Genomic DNA, 21,640 nt, shown 5'->3' on the forward strand with positions numbered 1-21,640 from the left:
TAGATTTCCGAGCTCATTGTAAGTTTTTAAGGTCATGACTTCGAGCACGAAGATTCTAGGCTTCGCCTAGCCGAAATTCATCCCCTCCCTATAGAGGAAGAGGACTTCTTTCGGATTGCCGTTAAAGGAAATAAAATTGGACTTTGGTATGATAGATCCTCATGGCCATATTATTGGTCTTCTTGGTTTGGATTTTTTGATCAAATTGATTGCGACTATCGATTTGAAGAATTTTGCTCTATTGATTGATGAAATTGGCTAAGGAACCCCCAATAGCTTTTCAAAAAGACCCGAATTCCTCTAGATCCGATTCCGCTTAGAGATCGTTTAAATAAAGAAAAAACCTACCGACTGGGTAGATTTATTGGTATAAAAATTGAATCCTTACTTATTATTGAAATTCTTTCTGATAACATGAAGAATTTTAATTACTTCTCCAAATCCGATAAATATAACCCCACTAATAAACGATGAAATAATAACCTCCAGACCATATACCCATCTTAAAGGATGTGGATCTGGACTGTAAGAAGATGCAGTACTGGGATCTTTTAATGAAGCACCGATTATAATCCTGCTAAAATACCAATAACCAAAACTCCAATCTCAATCCCAATCCCGTTTAAGGTTTTAGCAACGCTATTTTCTTTGATTAAATTTGATTTGGAATCAATAACCTTTTGATTTGAATTTTCTAAAATATCATTAAGCTCCGAAGACATGCTGCTAACCTCTTTTCTTTTGGACTGACATAAAAGAAAGAAAGAAAGAAAGAAATTAATTAATGTAATAGCGGCAAGGAAATCCAATACGGATGTCCATTTGTATACCTTATAAACTGAATCAAGAGAATCTGCACTGAAGGCATCAAATGAAAGCAGCAAAAGAAAAAAGAAACTTAGTAATAACATAATTGATCCAATTAGCGCTAATATTGTTGCTAATCTCAGTTGCATCTGTCTTTTCCTCCATTTCTGAATTTTCAAATTTTTAAGGCAACTCTTAATCTACTAATCTTTCAGTGCTGTTGAATTATGTAGAATAGTGCAAAGACACACCAAACATATCATAATCACCTAAATGTTGGAAATGCATAAGCCGATTAATACGCTAATTAATCTATTATGGATCGCCGTAAATGCACGAAAACAAAGGCCTCTTAACAGTTCATTGAACCGAAGAGAAGCCTTTGTTTGCATTGCTGATAACGCTGCTAGATCGCTTGTTTAAATCAAATCCGATCTCCGAATCAGTCTCTGCACGAGAACCGCAACTTCCGCTCTGGAAATAAAGCTTTCGGAGCCAGCATCGTACTCGTCCGGCCAGTGACGATGCCTGCATGCAAGCTATCGGCGATGCCGCTGATCGCCCATCCGGAAGCGCTCGCAGCATCCGCATATGGACTTAGCAGGACAGCCGCCTCTCTTCTCGGAAGCTTTGCTCGCAAATCGGTCATTTTCATTGCTTTAGCGATGATCGCCATCGACTGCTCCCGCGTAATGATATCCTGCGGATGGAATGTTCCGTCTCCGTAGCCGCTGATCAAACTGTATGCATAAGCGGTTTGTACCGCTTCATTGTACCAGTCCGAACTGCTCACATCAGAGAACGGGGACGAACCGCTTTCGGGCTTCAGCCCCAGGCCGCGCGCGAGGATCTTCACAAACTCTGCCCGCGTAATCTGCTGATCCGGCTTGAACAAGCCATTCCCGATTCCGGTTACGACCATCCGCGAGCCCAATTCGTTTACCGCCGCTTTCGCTCAGTGATTTGCGACATTCGAGAATTCCAACGGATGCCGGACGATGGCGTACGTGTTATTCGTCCTGCTGCTGATCTGCGCATACAATGCGCCGTCGATATTCACGACTTTCGTAGGGACATGGCGTACGGAAGCCTAGTACCCTTACCAAGTTTCGCGGGCATTTCTTGAATGTCGATTTGCTCCGCAGGTAGTCTATACATCGCGCGATCCGTTTGGATCACGATGACAGCCTGCCTCTGCTCCATATCTTTCACCAATTGACCGTTCAATTCGCCAATCGCGACATCGGACGTGCCGGGGACCTTAACCGGTGATCGGACTGCCTCCATTAACCGTTGGAGACGCAAAGCTGATCGTCGCTTTACCATCGCTTGCGGTTGCCTATACCTTCTTTGGAGCATTGGGTACCTTAATGACCTTTACCTTGCAAGTTGTCGTGTAATCGCCGGATGCTGCGGTCACTGTAATTGTCGCCGTGCCCGCTCCGACTGGCGTAACAACGCCGTCGGTTACCGTTGCAACGCTTGTATCCGAGCTGCTCCACGTTACGTGTCGGTTCGTCGCATTAAGCGGCTCTATCGTTGCCGTTAGTAGTTTGGTCAATCCGCCAAGCTTCAGAGTCAATGATGATTTATTGATCTTTACTCCGGTCGCACCAACCTCTGGCGCAAGCGCCGTTATTTCTTGAACCACCACATTATCGAACAAGGCGGCATCGGTACTATACAGCCTAAAACCGACTTTTCCGGAGCTGAAAGTGTTATCCTCCAAACGATCTACCAAAACTCCGTTCACGTACGTCGTTATTTTCGATCCGTCCGCTTCGATTTTGATATGGGACATCGTGCCCGGGGTCATAACCGCGACGGAAGGAAGAAAGATAAACGGTTTGATGCTTTGCCAGTTGCCCGCGACTTTCTTCAAAAATCCAAGCGTGCCGTTGCTAAACTGCCACATATAATAATTGTTATCATCCTGGGCTCGGAACGATAGACCCATATACCCGCTTGTAATGGAAGCATCCAACTCGTATGAATAATTCGTCCAATCGCTTCCGGCCGCGCTTCTCATTGTCTCGTTATCGGTCAGCGCAAGCTGGCCGTTACCGGTCGTTGCATGGCTCGTATTCTCCCATTTGCTCAACCCGTCGTTGAAATCATCGGTCAAGAGCGCCCCTGGCGGAAACGAAGAAGGCGGCGTAATCGGATTGCGGATCGGACTGACGACAACGTTATCATATGCTGCTTTATCCGCGACCCCGGTCCAAAACCCGACCGTTCCGGCGCTAAATGTATTGTCCGTCGTTGTATCGACAAGAATATCATCGATATACGTTTTGATGACGGACCCTTTTACTTCGATTTTGTAATGATGCGGGATGTCCGTAACGAGACTTATCGGCAGGGCAATATAAGGCTTTACCATCTGCCAATTGCCCCCGACTCTCTTCATGGAGGCAAGGGCGCCATAACTGAATTGCCACATGTAAAAGTTGTTGTCGTCCGTCGCTCTGAACGACAGCCCCATGTAACCATTGCCCGTAATCGTGACATCGGTTTCGTACGAATAATCCGTCCAATCGTTGCCGATCGAGCTTCTCATGAAAGCATTGTTCGATAAATCGAGCCGTCCGCCGTTAATCGTGGCATTCGTCGTATTGACCCACTTGCTTAAATCGCTTCCGAAATCATCCGTCATCCACGCATCCTCCGGGAAAACAGGATCCGGCGGTAGCGTCACGGAGGCCGTACCCGCAGGTCCGCTTCCCCACACTTCCATCTCGTATACGGCCGGGCCTACACGCGAATCGCTTCCGTAACCCGCCGTACTGTAAAACCGTACATAACGAGCGTTGACCGCATCGAATCGGTACGCAATTTGGCCGGTCGAGTTGTTGCGGTCCCTTGCTACCGTCGTATACGTACTGAAGTTCACGTCATCGCTGACTTGGATCTCATAATCCTTCCCTGCTTCCCGCTTATCGAAATTGCCGAAGTTCAGCGCAACCCGGGATATGTTCTTGGATGAACCGAGATCGGCCTGCAGCCATGTCGGCATCCCGCTCGCTCCGACCCATTTGGTTCTTGTATTGCCGTCAAAGGCATTCAACGCGGACATATACCGATTGGAATTCTTCGCGGTTCCGGTAGCCGCGTAACGAACGAGCCCATCCCCTCCGCCCCCATATAACGTATTCAGCACGTTTAACGAGTTGGAGGTGACGACTTGCTCGATCGATTCATGGAACGGACCTTTGGGCAATATCGTCTCGAACCCGGCAATCCCGTCATGATAGGCGTCGTAGGTAGGCACATAGCCCGAATCACCGTTGACGTTCGCGCTTAACAGCGTAATCGGAAATGGCGATTTCGTGCGGATATTCGCGCCGATTTCGACGAACGGCTCGCTATCGACGCCGATGAAGGCGATGTCCGAACCGATCTTGGCCCCGCTAAAGGTGAGGTCGTAAGTATCGTAGACATTTCCCGGTATGGCGTCGACCGTTTGAGTCGCCTGATAGGCATCGATCGGCTCCGTTAACGGCCTAGGAACCACATTGTTAATAAACGGGATGATTTCTTTGCCGAATTGCAGTCCTCTTGTAACAATCGTGTTGTAATCCGCATTTTTGCTTTCATAAATATCAGGTCCGGCATCTCCATAAAATCCGTTAAGGAACAATGCGATAAAATCGGAATTCAAGCTGCTGTATTGCGATTCGATATAGTTGATGCCGATACCCGTCAACTCCGTGGTGATTTTGCTCCAATTGGCCGGAGTTTCATTGCCGAGACCGGTATTGTGAACCGGGTAGTTGATTGCGGCAGCGATAGGCACACCGTCGGAAACTCTGGTAAATTTCAATCCGACGAATCGGTTGTCGTAGGCAAGGTTGGGGGATACGCCATAAGCCGGCCTGCGATTCACCCCAAGATTATTCCGGTCGACGATATACCCCATATTGGCAGGCGTCAAGTTGGAAATCGCGGATTCGATTCCCATAACGAAGCGTTGCAAAACCGTTTCATCCGTAATCGTCTCCGGACCCTGATGATTGTGAGTCGGAATGACGAATACTTGATTGATTGGAACTCCGGCCGCGTCGGCGAACCGTTGCAAAGTGCCCGTAGGGAAAATACGCGTCGGATCCCGCGCAAGCTCATCGTACAACGCCATATCCGGAACAACGAAAACCAATCTTTTATGGGTCAAACTGTCTTCGAGCACCATAAATCGCGTGTAGATGTGATCGAGAATATCTTCCGGCACGACAGCTTCAACGCCCCAATCCGTTCTCGTATTCGCGGTAGGCGTAATATCAATTTTAGACACCCCAACTTTCAACCGGGATGAGGCGGGTTCAGGTGAAACTCCGGTACCGAATACCGAGATTCCGCTAGAATTCCAGACCTTATTAGACGAAGCGAAGGTCATTGGAGAAATAACGGCGGAATCGAATAATTGGGAATCGTTCTGCAAATAAATGCTGCTGTTGCTTATAACGCCCGTATTACCTGTCCCTACCCAGTACGATTGATTGCCGGCGTACTTGGAAACATTATTATTTGGGAGTGTACAATGATCCACTACGATGTCTGTATTGTTCTGATAGATATCAAACGCGGCACCGACATTATCGTGCAAATTGCAGCCGCTTAGCTTAATATTTTGATTGCCTTTGCTAATATCGACGCCGGAACCGTTGATTGAATCGCCGAATAACAACGTATTCTTAACCTCAACATTCTCTAATAGCAAGTCGCTGCTTCCGATCACCTCGATCCCGGCTACCCCGTTGCTGTCCCCTTTTAGATAGCCTGTTTGATCTACGGTTACGTGATCTGCGCCGCCTCCAGTCGTATGACTGAAACGCAAGCTTCTGCCTCCATAGTTCTGCGTAAACGTACTGTTAATCACATTGAAGTTTCCCATCTGGTTGTTCGTGAGAAGATCAGTATATTGATGGTTCAAGTCGCTTCCGTTTGAGGTAAATGTGGTAAAAACTCCCGTTTCTGTCCGATAAAATGTATTGTCTATGAGCGTTACATTGCTTATGATTCGTTTGCCCCCCACGGAATCTACGCCGCCGATCGTAAATCCCGTTCCGGTATAGAGATCCGGGTATGGCACCCGCATTTTTCCTGCCGCTGCGTCATAATAAGCCGGATTGGCAATTTCGGAATCATGAAAATAGCAATTTTCAACCCAGATAAAGTCATGGTCGTAAGTGTTGTTGAACCATACGCTGATGCCTGCCGGAATAGGACCGAACTCCAGATTTTTTATTTTATAGCCGCTGTAGTCCACGATTTTAATTCCATAGACGTTAGTAGCTTCGCTCCCGGATAGAATCGGCCTATTTCCGGTTCCATAGGAAGAAATTACGATAGGGTTGTTCGCGGTTCCGTTCCCTTGGGGATAAAAGGTCGTTCCCGTCCAGGTGTCTCCGCTCTTGAGAAGAATCTGATCGCCCGGTTGAAAGACGATAGTATTGGCCTTCTCAAAAGTTTTCCAAGGGGTGGACGGACTGGTCCCGTTGTTGGAATCGTCGCCCATGCTAAAGCTGACATAATAGATACGTCCGGCCGCATATGCCGGTTTTCCCGGAAAAATCGGAATCGTCAGTAGAGTAGTCAGAACCATAAACAAAATAAAGCGTTTACTTTTGAACGCGATCATGGTCAATCCCTCTCTTCGTTTAGGGTTGGATCCCTACCGACAGCAATCCCATCGAAGGAATCGAACAGCGAATCTTCAAATACCCGTAGGTTCCATCGTTGCGATATTCGAAATCCGATGAAAGCCGAGCTTGCGTGGTTTCCGGCATTAGGAGCTCGATCGATTCGCCAACGACAATGCTCGGATCAAGCCTCAGCACCGGATTGCGAATCGGATCCAGATGATTGTTTTGAATGCCGATCGCCAGTCTGGCACCGCCTAGCTTCTTGCGGCAAATGACGCGTACGTCGGGATGGCCGTTAACCGTAACGGCCACCGGCACGCGGTTCACCCATGCCAGACAGCGGGTTAGTTGCTCCTGACGCGCATAGTTGTAGACCAATTGCACGCCGTTTCGGGCTTGATAAAAGTCGAAAGCCATCACGCAAAACCGTCTTCCCTGCCCATTCTCGTACAGGAAGACGGCAGGGTAACGCTCGTCCTCGCCGTTTCCTTCGAAGCGGCTAATGACGGTCGCTCCTTCTAGGACGTCGAATGCCCGATAGATCCCTTCCCCGGAAGTCAGAAGCCAGATAAGATGGCCCGTGTAGCTGCCGCTAAAAATTTCCTCCGAGAAAGATTCGAACCGCGGCGCCTTTCCCGCATTGCTCGACCGGAAGCCTACGTCTATTCCCCGCTCCGCGAGCCAGATTGCGGCCGTGGCATCCAGAATCGCGCCGCGGTCCAGAAGCCGTTCCAATTCCTCGTCCGGCAACCCGGCGGCTCCATAGCCGGACAGCAGCACGGGACCCTCGTTGTCCTCGTAGGCGACGGGAATGCCGAGCCGTGCCAGGTAACGAAGCGCCACCGGTTCCTCAGGCCAAGTCGCGGCGCTTTGCCCGATATCTTCGGGCATCGCGACATGCATGAAATTGTTTGGCCGATACACCGGCGTAACGCCGACATCGCCGTAATCAGCAGGAAAAAACCGACTCAACGCCGCGTAGTACGGAGCCGACTCCTCCTGAAGCGCCACATAACCCGGCTCATGATCTGGAGGCGGCGAATAAACGACCGGATAGTGGATCATCCCGGGAAACCCTGCCGTAATGAGCCCTTGCTGGTAGGCGTGCAGCATCGAGGAAGAACAATGATACCGGGTATGAGGGAACGTATCTCCTTCTGCCGCAAGCTCGACGCCCCACCTGCCGGCCCAACTCTGTTGAAGCCGCGTTAATTCAATTACCCAACCGGCTTGGGACGGTTCCTTGGCCCAGTAAGGAGCTCCGATCGTCCGCAGGAAAGGTTGGGTCGGGCCTGCAAGCGCTTGCAGCAGCGACAGCATGTCCACCCCTTCGTTGCTCCATAACGTCATGCCCGTCGCCAGGCCGATTCTTGCCGCCGGATTGACGGCATGAACGGCCTGCTCGATCCGCTGCGCAAAGCCGAGCAGAGATTCGCCGAGCACTTCCAACCATGCCCTGCGGATTTCGTTCGGTTTTCCCTGCAGAGCTTGCTTGATTAACTGTTCCCGCTCCATCCTGATGCCCGTTTTCTCCTGAAACGCCTGCAGATGCAGCGGGCAGAAACAGCCGACCGACGCGTCCGGCTTATGCGTATGAAGCCGGAAATCGTCGTCCAGCAGAATCAGTCCGACACCCGACTCCGCCATGACGGCAAGCGCCTCGCCGATATAGCCGGCAAATGCCTTATCCAGCGGGCAATAACAGCCCGCGGCTTCCTTGCCCTCAGGACCGACGATTTGCTGAAAGGCGGCATCCCCTCCCGCCGACAAACTGCCTCCGTGACCGATCGTATGGCCGAGCCAAAACGCCGGTTCGATATCCAACGCTTGCAAATCGGCGATCCGTTCGCGCAGAAGATCCGACCATACCCGGTAGAGCTCCAAACTTGGCGTGTCGATCGTTTCCTGTCTTGGAAGCGGCTCAAGCATGGCGTCTCCGACAATGCTCTTCTTCACCTTTACCGGCGTGCGGCAAATGTTATCGAGCGGAGCGAATAACAACGCCCGATCCGCCTTCATTTTACGAAGAATGTCTAAATAATCTTCCCACTGTCGTTCCCGAAACGGGACAAGCGGGATCGTGACGGAACTATGCATGGACATGCGGTAATCCTCCCCGCTGCTGTGAATTGTTATAGTCGATAGAGTTGAACTTGTCCGAACAGCCCGTACGGCTTGACGACATAATCCGGCGTCCAGGCGTCCCCTTCCCGCCGGAACGATCTCCAGTCGGTCCACGCATTGCGGTCGTTTGCTTCGTGAAGCGGACCGAACAGATTTCTCGGACTCCCCATCACCTCGATATCGATTTCATTGCGGCCCGGCCGCACGAACCCCGTTAGTTCCTTGAGATTGGCGGCTTTCCAAGGGATATGCCCCGCCGTTTGCCCGTTCACGCGTACCTCCACCGTCACTGCGCCGTAAGTCCCGAGCTTAAGAGCGAGACGTTCGCCCGCTTCCCTTTTGTAATCGTAATCCAGGTGGTAAACCAGGCTGCCGCTATAATGAAAATAGCCTTGCAGGCCCCAATCGCCGAAATGCAGCACGGCCGGTTCCTCCGTTATGCTACGGTTCGTATCCACGCCGAAATCTCCGACGATAAAGCCGTCTTCCAACTCCATCCGGTTCGTATATTCGCAAGACAACAGGATTTCGTTTTGACCCTCGAGTAGATGTGGAAGCTTGATTTTGTCGAATGCCCGATCCATAAACCATCCTTCGGGCGCGTTCTCCACAGGCTGGCCGTTCAACGTTACCGTAAAATGGCGGGCTTCTTCGAGCACGAGATAGACCGCTTCCTTCGGCACCTTCCGCACATCGAAACTGAACTTGAACTGCACCGGGGTACCGTCTTTGGCATGAGGCTTGCCTGCCCATTTGTAACGCTGCGGCAGCCCGTTGTAATACACTTGCCTCATCCCGAGCCGCTCTCTGACGGCCCGTTGGGCTTGCCATACTTCCGTTTCTTCCGACCAACCGTCCTTTTCGATCCGGTAGGAGCAGCGATCGAGCACTAACGCGTTGTCAGCGGTACGCGTGAACCGGCATGACGGACCGAGCGATGCGAGCAATTCTCCCGGCGCATCAGCCGGGTAGAATACGGGAACGTCTATGGCTGGAGCCTCTGTATTGCGCCTATTTTTATCGAGAATATAGAGCTTCGAATCCGCAGGCCCGAAAGAGGCGCCGAAGCTAAATCCACTATCGATCTCGCACATTTGCTTCTCCTTGATCTCGCCCGTCAGCAAATCCCACTCCTCCAGGAGTCCGGTGAACGGAATCGATACGGTAACGGAATGGGCTTGCTCGCGGTCGTTGTTAACGAGAAAAAGAGAATAATGATCCGGGTGCTCCCTGAGCATGTAGAGAAGGGCTTGCTCTTCCGTCTCCGCTTCGTTACGAATACTCATCTTGCGGGGAATGGCCGCTTCCAATGCCGCCACGGCTTCCGCCCGGCTGGACGCGATCGTCATTTGAGGATGCGCGAACAATTCGGCCATCCGGTCGTCGATGACCCCTTCGATTCTCGTCGGAACGGGCTCCAGGGCGATGACCCGGCCTCCCGCATCCAGCAATTTAAGGAGCAGCGCGATGGTGGTCCCGAACAACGTTTGCGCCGGAGGAATGAGGACGGCCGAATAACCCGCTTTGTTGATGTAAAGCTTGCTTTCCTTGACCGTCCCTTCTTGCTCCATTATGATCTCGTCGCCTAGATCGAAATCGTAATGAATGCCCAGCATATAACGAAGAAACTCGTTGAATCCTTCCCCATAATCGTTCACGGAGCGGGTATATTTGTCGGGAATCCAAGCTCCGGGAAACGTTGGCTCCGTTCCAAGCATGGACCAGGCAGTGGAAATGGGGTGCAGCACCAGAACGTCCCTTATCGGCGTGCCTTCGCTAAGCACCGTGGACAAACGCGCGAAATAGTTTTCCATCAAGCCGTTGTACTTCCACCAGGACGTGTTGTAGCTGAACGCCGGCGGATAATCGCGCTTTCGGCATCCTTTGAGACTGTATAGCGCCAGATGCTGGCAGCGCAAATTGACTCCCATCACGTACTGCCAATCCCCGATCCACTTCTGCCCCTCAAAGTCGAAATCCCAACCGGTGCATCCGTACATTTCCGACAAGACGCGCTGTCGGCCGAACTGGTTCGCGACGCTCGTACATTGCTTGACGGTTAGATTTTCCTTCGTTTGCTCGGTAAGCATATCGATTCCCGGCACATGCTGATAGCGGTAATGGGGCATGACGGCGCCGCCGACCCGGATCGATGCGCCCATATCGTTCTCGAACAAATAGTGGCCGGTAAAAGCTAGCCCGTTGTTCTCGCACCATTCCCCGAGCTGCCGGGAATACGCTTCGCAGAACCGTTCTGTCACCGTGCGCCAGTAGTCGTGACGGACCTTGGGGGCCTCCTCCCCATCCAAAAACAAATAGGGAACGAGGGAGAGCAAATCGTAGCCTCTTCTTTCCAGAAAATACTCCGCGAACCCGTCTGTCCAAGACACCCATCCCCTGCTGCCGGTGAAAGAGCAGTAGCGATGCGCAACGTTGGGCTCGTCGGTAAAAATACCGGGAATCGCATGGCCGAACGCGCCGCCCACTTCCTGCTTATACGCCTCGTAAGTCGTGCCGATAAAAGCGTTCACGCTGTCCGGATTCAGATTGTCCGAAGGCGCGTCTCCGTTGAACCATTCGGATGGAAGCGATATTTCCCTCCTAAAGACGAGCAGCGATTCGCCGCTTGCCGGCTCCTCCGAAGCGTAAGGCTCTAACCGGACGCATTCCCGCAGGGCATCGCCATCGATCTTTCCTTTGAACAAGGCGAGAACCGAGTCGTCTGGTTCGAATTTGCCGGTCGATACTTCGATCGTCAGCCCTTTCGAACGGTAAGCGTCTCCGCCCTGCGCCGGCACAAGGCCGCCCGCGGCGCCCGAAGGCCAACGGTCTTCGTCGTAAATCCAGGCGGCCATGCCTTCCTCGCCCGCCGTCCGAACGGCCGTTTGGACAGCGGCCATCCATTCCGCACCCATATATTCCGTTTCCAAACCTTCGCGGGAGTGCATAAAAAAACCGCCGATGCCGTTTGCCTTCATGTCCTTGATTTGGCGAACCAGCTCGTCTTCGGACAGCTTGTCGTTCCAAGACCAGAAAGGCGCGGATCTATGCTCGGCGGGCGGATTCGCGAATCGATCCCGCATCCCATTTAAACTACTCATAAACTCGTCTCCATTCCCAGAGAAACTGTCTATACGCTTTCATTGTCGTCCTGCCCCGCTTAATGCAAGATGCCGATAAATAACAGATGAAAGTCGGTCCCTTTGCAGTCGTCCCGGTTGCCGTGAACAACCTCGATCTCGAAGTCGTGATGTTCCTGCCCTAAATCGTCTCCGATTAGATAAGGCCGAAACCAGCCGTCCTCCGGACACCATTCTGCCCTTTCGCGAACGACTTCTACCCATTCTCCCCCGTCAAGGCGATATCGGAATTCAGCGGATTTTTTGCCGAAATCAAAACCAAGCACTAGTCCTCTCCCGGCGAAGGAAAAGGAAAGACGAGCCCTGGGGGCGGACGTAATCAATCCTTGCCCGGCACCGCGAACGTGATCCCACCGCCTAACAGCCCAAGGACCTTCCCGCTTTACTTCCGCCCAGGGCAGCAAGCTTGTTCGCTCCCAGTTGTCCGCTTCGATCGGCTGCGGGAGTCCGCTTCGGACGGAGGGTACGCCCTTCGACGGTTCGTCCAGCAATTCTTTCCGCAAAAAACGATTGACGCTCTCCGCATAGCTCCAACTGCCCCGGCTCGTTGGATGCAGGCCGTCCGGCAGCCATTCGTCCCAGCGCATTTTCCCGCCGCGAACTTCCTCCAGCGCATGCAAGCCCATCCAGACCGAACCGATAGAGTAATGCTCCGCAAGCTGTTCAAACTCCGCTATGGAAGCCGGCATCCGTCCATCGGACATCTCCTCGTACATAAGCTGATGGTAGGAATAGACCAGCATAACGTCCCTGTCCCCGTCGTTCAACAGCTTGCGAAGCAGCCCCTCCCGCGAACGGCCGCGCTTGCCGGAAGGCTCCTTCAGATCGTTGACCGCATATTCGACGAACACGAGATCGCAGCCGCGCTCGATTATTTCCCTATCGGCGCGAAAGACGGCGAGATCGCTGCCCGTCCCTCCGATCGCCGCGTTCTCCACGGTAAGATGAACTTGCGGAAAGTTCTCCGTAAACCAGGCAATGACACCTTCGCACCAGTTATGTCGGGGCACGGGCTCCGTGATTGAGCCGCCGAGAAAACCGACGTTCAATCGTCCTAGCCCGATTTGCCTCCTCGTGCGGGCCAAAGCCGATCGATGTCTATAAACTGCCAACGTCATCGGTCGTACTCCCTTCCGAAAGAGATAGCCATTTCCAGGAAAGCGGCGGAAGCGCGACATCCCACTGTAGGCGGCCGAAGGCAACACGGCAGCAATTGTCCGCGGTTTCGAGATTCAACAGAAGCGCACCGCCGCGTTCCTTCACCCAGAGAACAACGATATGGGCGCCTTGAACGACATGCGGGAATAGCCGGTCCTCCAAGGACAAGAAATCCCTCAGCCCGCCGATTTCCGCCTGCCCGGGTGCACTGCCAGCCTCATGCGGCCACAGTCGAAGATCGGCATGATCCGAACGATCCGCGACTCCCGGATTTCTTCTTGCGGCGACGGCATCCAATACGATCGTTCGATAGGCCGGCAAAATCCGCTCCCACGGTCCATCGAGCGAGAAATCCCCGAACACGAGCAGCAGTTCGCCGTCGAAATCGTCCGCGTTGACATCGATATCGCAACCCCGTACGGGTTTGGCGGGCAATCCCGCCAATGTCGGGAGCGTTGTCGCATGAAGAGGTTCCTGGCTTATTCCATCCGTTCCATATGCAAAATGAACCGGGTAAATCCGCTCATAAGGGGATAGGGCTTCTCCCCATTTCTTCAGTTCGGCGGCTTGTTCTTCCCATACGGACCAATAGTCTTCTTCGTAAATATAAGTGCCGCTCATAAGCATAATATTGGGCACGCCCGACGCCAACGCCAGTCGGGCTTTGAATATCAGGTTGGCCGGGCTCAGAGCACGGTAAGGAAAACACGTCGTCTCGCTGTAACTCGTTGCCCTCGGCATTCCGTTAAGGTGCTTCTGAATGCCGATCAAATCCTGCGCCTTGCCGGACGGGGTGCCGAAATCACGGTCGTTGAAGTGATGCTCCCCCACCCTGAACATGCCTGCGGGAAGCGCTCTTCGCCATGCCGCGATATCGATGCCGTGCCGCTCGTCGCCGCCGGCCATCACCATCGCTCCAAGCGTAATGCCGGGAATGGCCAAAGCTTCCACGAATGCCGTTAATTTTGCGCATTGAAATTCAACCCACTCGCGCAACACGTCCGACGTTTCCTTCCGCCCGATCCGTTCGCTTAGACTTTCTCTGGTCTCCCGCCTGCCTGTTGCCAAATTGAACCGATAGAGGCATTCCTCGCAAAAGCACCCCTGGATTTCGCTGCTCCAATTGCCTTGGCGCAAATCGTCATCCAGGAATAGCTCGGTAAACCCCGCCTCTCTTAGGGCGATGACGGCGGCAATGCTATCCTCCAACATGTTTGTCTCGATATCAGCGCAATAATAGACGGACGCTCCGTCGCGACCGATTCGATAGCGCCAACTATCGGGCAGCGACAATTCCATCGAGGAATCGTCTGGATTCAACGAGTTGCCGGGATGGCCAAGCGGCACATTGATAACGCCCGCTTCAAACCCCGCCCGTTCCAGCAAACGCTTCGCCTCTTGCAGTTCCCTTATCGTCGAAGCGAAACGCCCGAAAAAATAGCCGTGAAGCCAAACTTTGGCAACGTCTGCCCTTTTCATCCGTTCTAACAAGGCTTCTCCGCCGGATGCAAGCAGCGCTCCGGCCTGAATGGAATAATGGACCTTCATCATCTGCGTTGCCTCCTTCCCTGACGTGTTATCCCTTGACGCTCCCGAGCACGATCCCTTTTACGAAAAAGCGCTGAAGAAAAGGATACACGATCAGAATCGGAAGCATCGCTACGAAGATCTGAGCCGTCTTGACCGTGCGCGTGGAAATGTTCAGCACTTCCCTGACATCGGAAACGCGGCTCATATCCGGATTCGTGACGATTGTTTGCAAATACGTCTGCAGCGGATAATGGAACGGCTTATTCATGTAGAGAAGCCCGTCAAACCATGAGTTCCATTGACTAACTAACGTGAACAATCCGATCGTTGCCAGCCCCGGCATAGACAAGGGCAAAAAAATGCGAAACAGGATGACCCAATGACCTGCACCGTCGACGAAGGCGGATTCCTCCAACTCCTTCGGCAAACCGCGGAAGAAATTCAGCATGAGCGTAATATAGAAAACCTGTACGGCCGTCGGCAGCACCAAAGCCCAGATCGAATCCAGCAACCCGTAAGAACGAATAATCATGTACATCGGGACCAAACCGCCTCCGAACAGCATCGTCACGACGAAAAACCACACGTAAAACGTTCTCGGACGAAAATGGATCGATTCTTTGGACAGCGGATACGCCGTTAATAGGGTCAGAAACACGCTAAGCGTAACGCCGATAAGCACGCGCTGCGACGATACCCAGAACGCCTGGCTGAACTTGGGCTCTCCCATGATGTACCGATAGGCATCCAGACTGAATTCGACCGGCCAGAATCCGACCCGATTCGCTTCCGCCGCGGCCGGACTGCTTAGCGAGAAAGCCAGCACGTTCAAGAAGGGCAGCAGGCAAAGAAGCCCAAGCGCGATCATGATCGAGTTGATAAGAAATCTAGACAACCGGTTGCCGAAATTTTTAGATTCTACCATAGAGGCTCTCCTTTCTCAAAAGATGCGGTAATTAGCAAACCGATAGGCGAGCCAGTAGGATGTTGAAATCAAGAACAAACCAATAAACGATTTAAATAGACCGACCGCCGTCGCGACGCTGTATTGAGCATCCATAAAGGCCAGACGATAAAGCATCGTATCGATGATATCACCCGACGAGTAGACGGATGGACTGTACAAAATGAACACCTGCTCGAACCCGGCATTCAGAATGCTGCCGAGACTTAGCACCGAAAGCAGAACGATCGTTGGCGCAAGACCGGGCAGCGTAATGCGGAGAGTCTGCCGCCAGCGGCCGGCTCCATCGATGTGCGCCGCTTCGTAAGTGGTCGGATCGATGGCGGTAATCGCGGCCATATAGATGATGGTGGAAAAACCGAAGTCTTTCCATACATCCGTGGCCACGAGAGTAAACGGAAACCATTGGTTGCTGCCAAGAAAAAAGACGGACTTGAATCCGAGCCACTCGATGAAACGGTTGACGATCCCTCCGTCAATGGACAGTACGTCGATCAGAATGCCGCCAAGAATGACCCAGGACAGAAAATGGGGCAAATAGATGAGCGTCTGGACCGTCCGCTTCAGAAAACGAATTCTCATCTCGTTCAGCAGCAATGCCGCCGTGATCGGAACGATCAATCCGGCTATAATTTTCATGACCGCTATAAAAACCGTGTTATAAATCACTTGATAAATTCCCGGCAAGTTAAACAAATAGGAGAAGTTGTCGAACCCTACCCAGTCCGAGCCGAATAAGCCTTGCCCTGGAACGAAAGATTGAAAGGCAAGTACGATTCCGGTCATTGGCACGTAAGCGAACAAAATCGTAAAGATCATGCCGGGTACGAGCATCAGATGAAGCGGTAAATTTCTTTTGAAGAGCGCTGTTGATCGTTTCAAGGCTATTACCTCCTTCGGCCTTGCAGCCAGGCAACCGAGAGGGATTGAACGGTTAGGCTTCAATCCCTCCGCTGGTTTCCCGGCTATTCGAAACTATTTGAAACTGTTGACTTCCTCCGTAATCTTATCGCCGCCCAATTTGTTCCAGTCGCTCACGAACTGGTCGAAAGAGTCTAGCCCTTCGTCGCCCAATATGATTTTCATGATCATCGTATCTTCCATCTTCTTGAGCGTCGGCATCTTCTCCGCCATTGTCGGCGTGGAAGCGACTTTTAATGGAGTGGTGAGAATGTAATTGTTCTTGTAGTAGTACTCGTCGAGGACTTCCAATCCGCTCTTCGGAGTCCCGAATGAACGGTTGAACGCCCATCCGTTCTGGATGCTCGGGTCTTTCGAGTTTTTAGAATCCTTCAAATACTTGTTAATTCCGTCCAGATAGGCATATACGTTAGGCGTGTTTTTGGTTTTGTCCGCTTGCTCGTGGGCTAGGAGCGCCGCTTTGACGTCCCTGAATTCGGGAATGTGCGTCATCGGAGCGAGCGGATTTACGATGCCGTAGACGTAGTACAGAACGCCGGTATCGGGATCGGATCCGTACTTCTCGTCTTCCACTTGATGGGTGACCCAGTTCTCTACCCAGAAATTCGCCAGCTTAACGACCGCTTCCGGATGTTCGTAGCCCTTTCGTACGACCCAGTAGCCGGAAGCTGTGGATCCGATATAGGCTTTGGAAGGAGTGCCGTCCACGCTCGGCATCGGATAAGCATTCCACACCGCATCCGGATTGTTAGCATAAGATTGTTTAAGCGAGCCGAGCGGGAAAGCAAAGTTTCCGAATGCCATGCCCACTTTGCCGGAACTGATCGATTCCTTCATCTTCTCGACATCCTTGACTCCGAACTCCGGATCGATGATGCCTTGTTTGTACAACTCGGCAAGCTTCTCCAGCGGAGCTTTCATTTCCGGCTGAATGCTGCCGTATACCGCCTTCCCGCTTGAGTCCGTGGTCCAGGCTCCCGGATAGGCATGAAAGCTGTTAAAGTAGCCGATAAACGGATTCATAAGCTCTTTGCTCAAAGCCAATCCGAACGTATCCTTTTTGTCGTTTTTGTCCGGATCTTGCTCCGTAAAGGCTTTGGCTACGGCTATCAACTCGTCTGTCGTCTTCGGCGGCTGAAGGCCAAGGTTATCCAACCAATCTTGACGAATCCACAGCTCCATAGCGGACCAATACCCTTGCGTCGTCACCGGAATGCCGTACAGTTTACCGTCCACGGTCGAGCTCTTGATCGCGTAGCCACCGTCTTCATCTAGCATTTTCTTAGTGTCCTGGCTTACGTATTTGTCGTACACGCTGGATAAATCCTCAACCATGCCGGCTTTAACCAAGTTCCTCAGCTGCACGCCGTCCACCAGCATCATATCCGGAATTTGTCCGGATGCGATTACGGTGTTCACTTTGCTGCTGTATTGATCGCCGGCCACCGCGAACTCATTGACAAGCTTGACGCCCAAGCCGCTTTCATAAAAATCGTAAACCCGGTTTTTATCGATGGATTCACCGGACGCGTATTTCCAATCGGTTCCGACCGATCTCCCGATATTCACGGTGATTGGCGGATCGAACTTTCCAAGCGGATCGACATTGTCCGGTGCGGCGCTTTGCGTTGCTCCCGGCTTGTCCGTGCTGGCGGACTGGCTGGCGGACGGGCTAGCGGACTCGCTATTTGATTTCGAGCAAGCGCTTAAAGTCCAAGCAGCCGTCATGATGACAAGCAGCAAGACAACGGATTTTTTTCCTGCGCGTTTGGCCATGCTTGTTCCCCCTACGTTTCAATTGGATCACTCGAGTGATTGTCCTCATTATAAGGGATCCGCTATCACCCCCAACAAGAGTAATGTTTTGCAGTCGCTTGTATTTTGTTGCCCTCTTGCGCCGTTTGATTGTCGAATCGTGCTTTTGCAGGTACGATGTAGAAAAGGAGGTTGTCCTATCGGGATGAATACGCTGTTTCCTTTACGTTATGGCATTTTCCTCAAGCTCTGGACGACTTTCTTGGCGATTCTGATTCCTATTTATGTGATCGCTTTCTTCATGAGCAAATCCGGGGTCGATATTATGCGCCAACAAATTTTCCACTTGATGGAACAGAAGTCCGCCTATTTCGTTTCTTCCATGGATTCCGAGTTCGAGCGAATCTCCCGATTGCAGTTGGAATTTCTGGGCGATTCCGATTTGCAAGATCTGAGCAACCGATCCGAAACGCTTAAAGTGTACGAACGCACGAAAGCTTACAACGATCTGCTGACCAAGCTCAAGACATTGGCTTCGTCCAGCCGCTATATCAAAGAAGCTTTTGTTCTTATGCCGCACGATAATCGCCGCTTGTCCTCCATTAACGGTTATTCGGAAATGGATCCCGCCGAATTCGAATCGTTTAGCGGGCAGAAGAAGTTCACATCGTCCGGATTGAGTTATATGAACAATCATGTTTATTTCAATCTGGGCTTCCCTCAGTTGTCGAGCAGTACCTTCCTTCTGGTCATTGAAATTTCCCTCGATAAAATCCGGGAGGAAATCCAAAACCCGAATACGATCGGAGACGGTCTCGCCTATATCAAGAGCAATGACGATGGCCCCGCAATAACCGTCTCGTCCTTCGACAGGGATTCCAACGGCGAGCTTCTCGCCGGAGTAAAGGCCACGGAAGAAGGAACGGTTATCCATGTTCAAGACAAGTCTTATTTGCGCTTCGTGGAAGGATTCAAATCCGTCAATTGGTCTTATGTCATGTTAGTCGACGAAGAAAAGGTGCTGCAGCCCGTGCTTCCCTTCAAGAGATGGTTGTGGATATTGTCCGCCTTGTCCGTCATTGTCGTGTTTGTTGTGTCGCTCTCTCTACTTAGGGTTATACACAAGCCGATGCTCAAACTGCTGAAAGCTTTCCGGCAAATTGAAACCGGTCAATTCGACGTTCATCTTCAGCACCGAACCCGGGACGAATTCAATTACGTATACGACCAATTTAATCAAACCGTTATCAGGCTTAACGTTCTGGTCAAGCAAGTGTACGAACAAACGATCCGCAGCCAAAGGTCCGAGCTTAAGCAGCTGCAATCGCAGATCAACCCCCATTTTTTCTATAACAGCCTTTATATTCTCTATCGCATGGCGCAGGAAGAAGACTACGAAGGCGTGTCCGCCATGTCTAAGCATCTCGGGGATTATTTCAAATTCATCACGCAAAACAAGTCGGATGTCGTTTCCCTGGACAAAGAAATTCAGCACGCGGCCGTATACGTGTCCATTCAGCAGCTCCGATTCCATGATCGCATCGTATTCCAATTCGACATTGAGGGTCCTGTCGACAAATGGGAGGTGCCGCGCCTCATCATTCAACCTTTCCTAGAGAACGCCATCGTTCACGGCCATGAGCAAACGATCCGAGATGGGCGCGTGGACGTCCGAATTCGGTGCGACGAATCGGTTTTGGTCATTGAAATCGAGGACAACGGCGAAGGGGTCGAATCGAATTTGCTGCAGGAGTGGGAAAGGAAGCTTCGAACTCAGGACGAGACCGACGATCACGCCTTGTGGAACGTTCATCGCCGCTTGCAGCTTCGTTATGGAGAAACAAGCGGAATTAGGCTGCAAGCGGGCGGCACCGGGGGATTGCTCGTGACCATTACGATTAACAGGAAGGGGAACGATACCGATGTTTAATGTACTGCTGGTCGACGACGAGCCGTTTATCGTGGACTCCATGTTTAATATGCTGGAAAGATCGGACCGGAATGAACTGCTCTTATGGAAGGCGACGTCCGCTTCCGAAGCGATGGCTATTATGCAGGAGAACCGGATCGATATTCTGATTACGGACGTGCGGATGCCGGGAATGAACGGCATCGAGCTTGTAGAGCAGGTCAAAAAGCATTGGCGGAACTGCAAAGTCATTTTTTTGTCCGGTTACTCCGACTACGAATATTTGCAATCCGCGCTTCGCCACGATGCGTTCGATTATTTGCTGAAGCCGGTGGATGACGATACCATTCTGGAGACGCTTCAACGGGGAATTTTGGAAATCGAAGCCGAACTGCAAACGCACGACGTGATGGCCCGAGCGGAAATTCAGTTGCAAAAAGCTCAGAATCTGCTTCAAAAGGAATTCGTCGAGAGCCTGCTAACTTCGCAACCGCCCGCGGCAATAACGATAGAATCGCAGCTTCGCGAGCTTCAGATCCCTCTTCTGCCCGACCGGTCTGTCATCATGATGCTCGGAAGGGTCGACCGGTGGCCGCAGGACTACTCGCCGAAAGACAAGCTGCTGCTGCAAAATGCGGTCCACAATATCGTAGAGGAGTACTTGCACCGGATATGCCGGATTCAATCCTTCTCCGAAAGCCGATATTCCGTTTGGTTTATCCAGGTAGATGAGCCTGATTCCCCGGAAGAGGATCAAGCGAAAATTCAAGACCCTGTTAAGCTGCAATGGTATATTAACGAGCTCCTGGAAAAAATCCAACAGTCGATCCGGCATTATTTGCGTCTCCCCGTCTCGTTCGTTCTTTCCAAGCCGGACGTCGAGTGGGGGCAAATCCACCAAGCCTATCACTCCATGCGCGAGCTAATTCAGAGGGGAATCGGACTCGACGAGGAGATCATTCTCGTCGAGCAAGCGGACGATATGCAGGTACGATTCGGGGGTCCGGAATGGATGTCCCAGGATGTGAGAAAGCATATCAATCAATTGTTGAGTTTGCTGGAATCCGGCAACGGGCCTGCCTTCCGGCTGGAATTAACCCGTTTTTTTCAGCTCGCCCAACAATCGGTCTTTCTCGATTACGCTTTTCAATTGGAAATATTCGCCCATCTCTCAGCCATGTTTCTGACCTACATGAACGCCAGAAAATTGACCAGTGCGATCGAAAACGACCCCGGCTTGGACTCTCTCGCCCATTATGGCAAGCATGCCAACTGGCCTGCGTTAGAAACTTATTTCCTTCGGTTAGCGGATCGGTTGCTGTCCCTTGCGGAAGGAGAGAGAAAAGATCAGAAGAAAGAGATTATCGATCAGATAGACGCGTATATCGTGGAGAATTTGAACCGGAATATTTCGCTGAGCCATCTAGCCAAGCGGTTTCACCTTAGTCCTTTTTATCTGTCGCGGCTCTTCCATGCGGAGAAAGGGATTTCCTTATCCGATAGGACAAAAATGCTGAAAATCTCCAAAGCGATGGAGCTTCTGCTCGCGGAAGGAATAAAAATCCAGGAGGTCGCGCTGGAGCTCGGCTTCGACAATGTTCCTTACTTCACTAAATTTTTCAAGAAAAACGTTGGCGTTACCCCATTGGAGTACAAACAGAGCAACAGCCAGTCCATGAAATGAAGGAGA

Annotated in this window: 13 protein-coding genes; 2 read left to right on the plus strand and 11 right to left on the minus strand. The window is 51.7% G+C overall.

The window, feature by feature from the left end; all coding sequences use genetic code 11:
- Window positions 1-566: 566 nt before the first annotated feature.
- The 11 genes from K7P76_RS27525 to K7P76_RS27575 all read right to left on the minus strand — a co-directional run bounded on the left by K7P76_RS27525 (window position 567) and on the right by K7P76_RS27575 (window position 18,062).
- A complete protein-coding gene (locus K7P76_RS27525) occupies window positions 567-956 on the minus strand; it encodes a hypothetical protein (protein ID WP_232189293.1) in 390 nt (129 codons plus the stop codon).
- 293 nt (window positions 957-1,249) lie between these two features.
- The gene (locus tag K7P76_RS27530) at window positions 1,250-1,741 is read right to left on the minus strand and encodes an S-layer homology domain-containing protein (RefSeq protein WP_232189294.1); all 492 of its coding nucleotides are present in this window, start codon (window positions 1,739-1,741) and stop codon (window positions 1,250-1,252) included.
- A gap of 122 nt (window positions 1,742-1,863) precedes the next feature.
- A complete protein-coding gene (locus tag K7P76_RS27535) occupies window positions 1,864-2,133 on the minus strand; it encodes a hypothetical protein (RefSeq protein ID WP_232189295.1) in 270 nt (89 codons plus the stop codon).
- 13 nt (window positions 2,134-2,146) lie between these two features.
- Window positions 2,147-6,445, minus strand: coding sequence for a galactose-binding domain-containing protein (locus K7P76_RS27540; protein WP_232189296.1), 4,299 nt, complete (start codon window positions 6,443-6,445; stop codon window positions 2,147-2,149).
- Between the two features lie 19 nt (window positions 6,446-6,464).
- On the minus strand, window positions 6,465-8,552 hold the full coding sequence (locus K7P76_RS27545; protein WP_232189297.1) for a hypothetical protein: 2,088 nt from the start codon (window positions 8,550-8,552) through the stop codon (window positions 6,465-6,467).
- Window positions 8,553-8,581: 29 nt separating this feature from the next.
- The gene (locus K7P76_RS27550; protein ID WP_232189298.1) at window positions 8,582-11,674 is read right to left on the minus strand and encodes a glycosyl hydrolase; all 3,093 of its coding nucleotides are present in this window, start codon (window positions 11,672-11,674) and stop codon (window positions 8,582-8,584) included.
- Window positions 11,675-11,733: 59 nt separating this feature from the next.
- On the minus strand, window positions 11,734-12,831 hold the full coding sequence (locus K7P76_RS27555) for an SGNH/GDSL hydrolase family protein (protein ID WP_232189299.1): 1,098 nt from the start codon (window positions 12,829-12,831) through the stop codon (window positions 11,734-11,736).
- Window positions 12,812-14,422, minus strand: coding sequence for a hypothetical protein (locus K7P76_RS27560; protein ID WP_232189300.1), 1,611 nt, complete (start codon window positions 14,420-14,422; stop codon window positions 12,812-12,814). Before K7P76_RS27560 ends, K7P76_RS27555 begins: the two co-directional genes overlap by 20 nt.
- Before the next feature lie 25 nt (window positions 14,423-14,447).
- Window positions 14,448-15,326, minus strand: coding sequence for a carbohydrate ABC transporter permease (locus K7P76_RS27565; protein WP_232189301.1), 879 nt, complete (start codon window positions 15,324-15,326; stop codon window positions 14,448-14,450).
- Window positions 15,327-15,341: 15 nt separating this feature from the next.
- Window positions 15,342-16,199: an ABC transporter permease gene (locus K7P76_RS27570; RefSeq protein WP_232189422.1), complete on the minus strand. Its 858-nt coding sequence runs from the start codon at window positions 16,197-16,199 to the stop codon at window positions 15,342-15,344.
- A 141-nt stretch (window positions 16,200-16,340) separates the two neighbouring features.
- On the minus strand, window positions 16,341-18,062 hold the full coding sequence (locus K7P76_RS27575) for an extracellular solute-binding protein (protein ID WP_232189302.1): 1,722 nt from the start codon (window positions 18,060-18,062) through the stop codon (window positions 16,341-16,343).
- A gap of 184 nt (window positions 18,063-18,246) precedes the next feature.
- Between K7P76_RS27575 and K7P76_RS27580 the strand changes: the two genes are divergently transcribed.
- Together K7P76_RS27580 and K7P76_RS27585 are read left to right on the plus strand one after the other, a co-directional pair.
- A complete protein-coding gene (locus K7P76_RS27580) occupies window positions 18,247-19,971 on the plus strand; it encodes a sensor histidine kinase (RefSeq protein WP_232189303.1) in 1,725 nt (574 codons plus the stop codon).
- Window positions 19,964-21,634, plus strand: coding sequence for a response regulator (locus tag K7P76_RS27585; protein ID WP_232189304.1), 1,671 nt, complete (start codon window positions 19,964-19,966; stop codon window positions 21,632-21,634). Before K7P76_RS27580 ends, K7P76_RS27585 begins: the two co-directional genes overlap by 8 nt.
- The last annotated feature ends 6 nt before the right edge of the window (window positions 21,635-21,640 follow it).

The sequence above is a fragment of the Cohnella silvisoli genome (genome assembly GCF_021190915.1).
In the GTDB taxonomy this organism is placed as follows: Bacteria; Bacillota; Bacilli; order Paenibacillales; family Paenibacillaceae; genus Cohnella; species Cohnella silvisoli.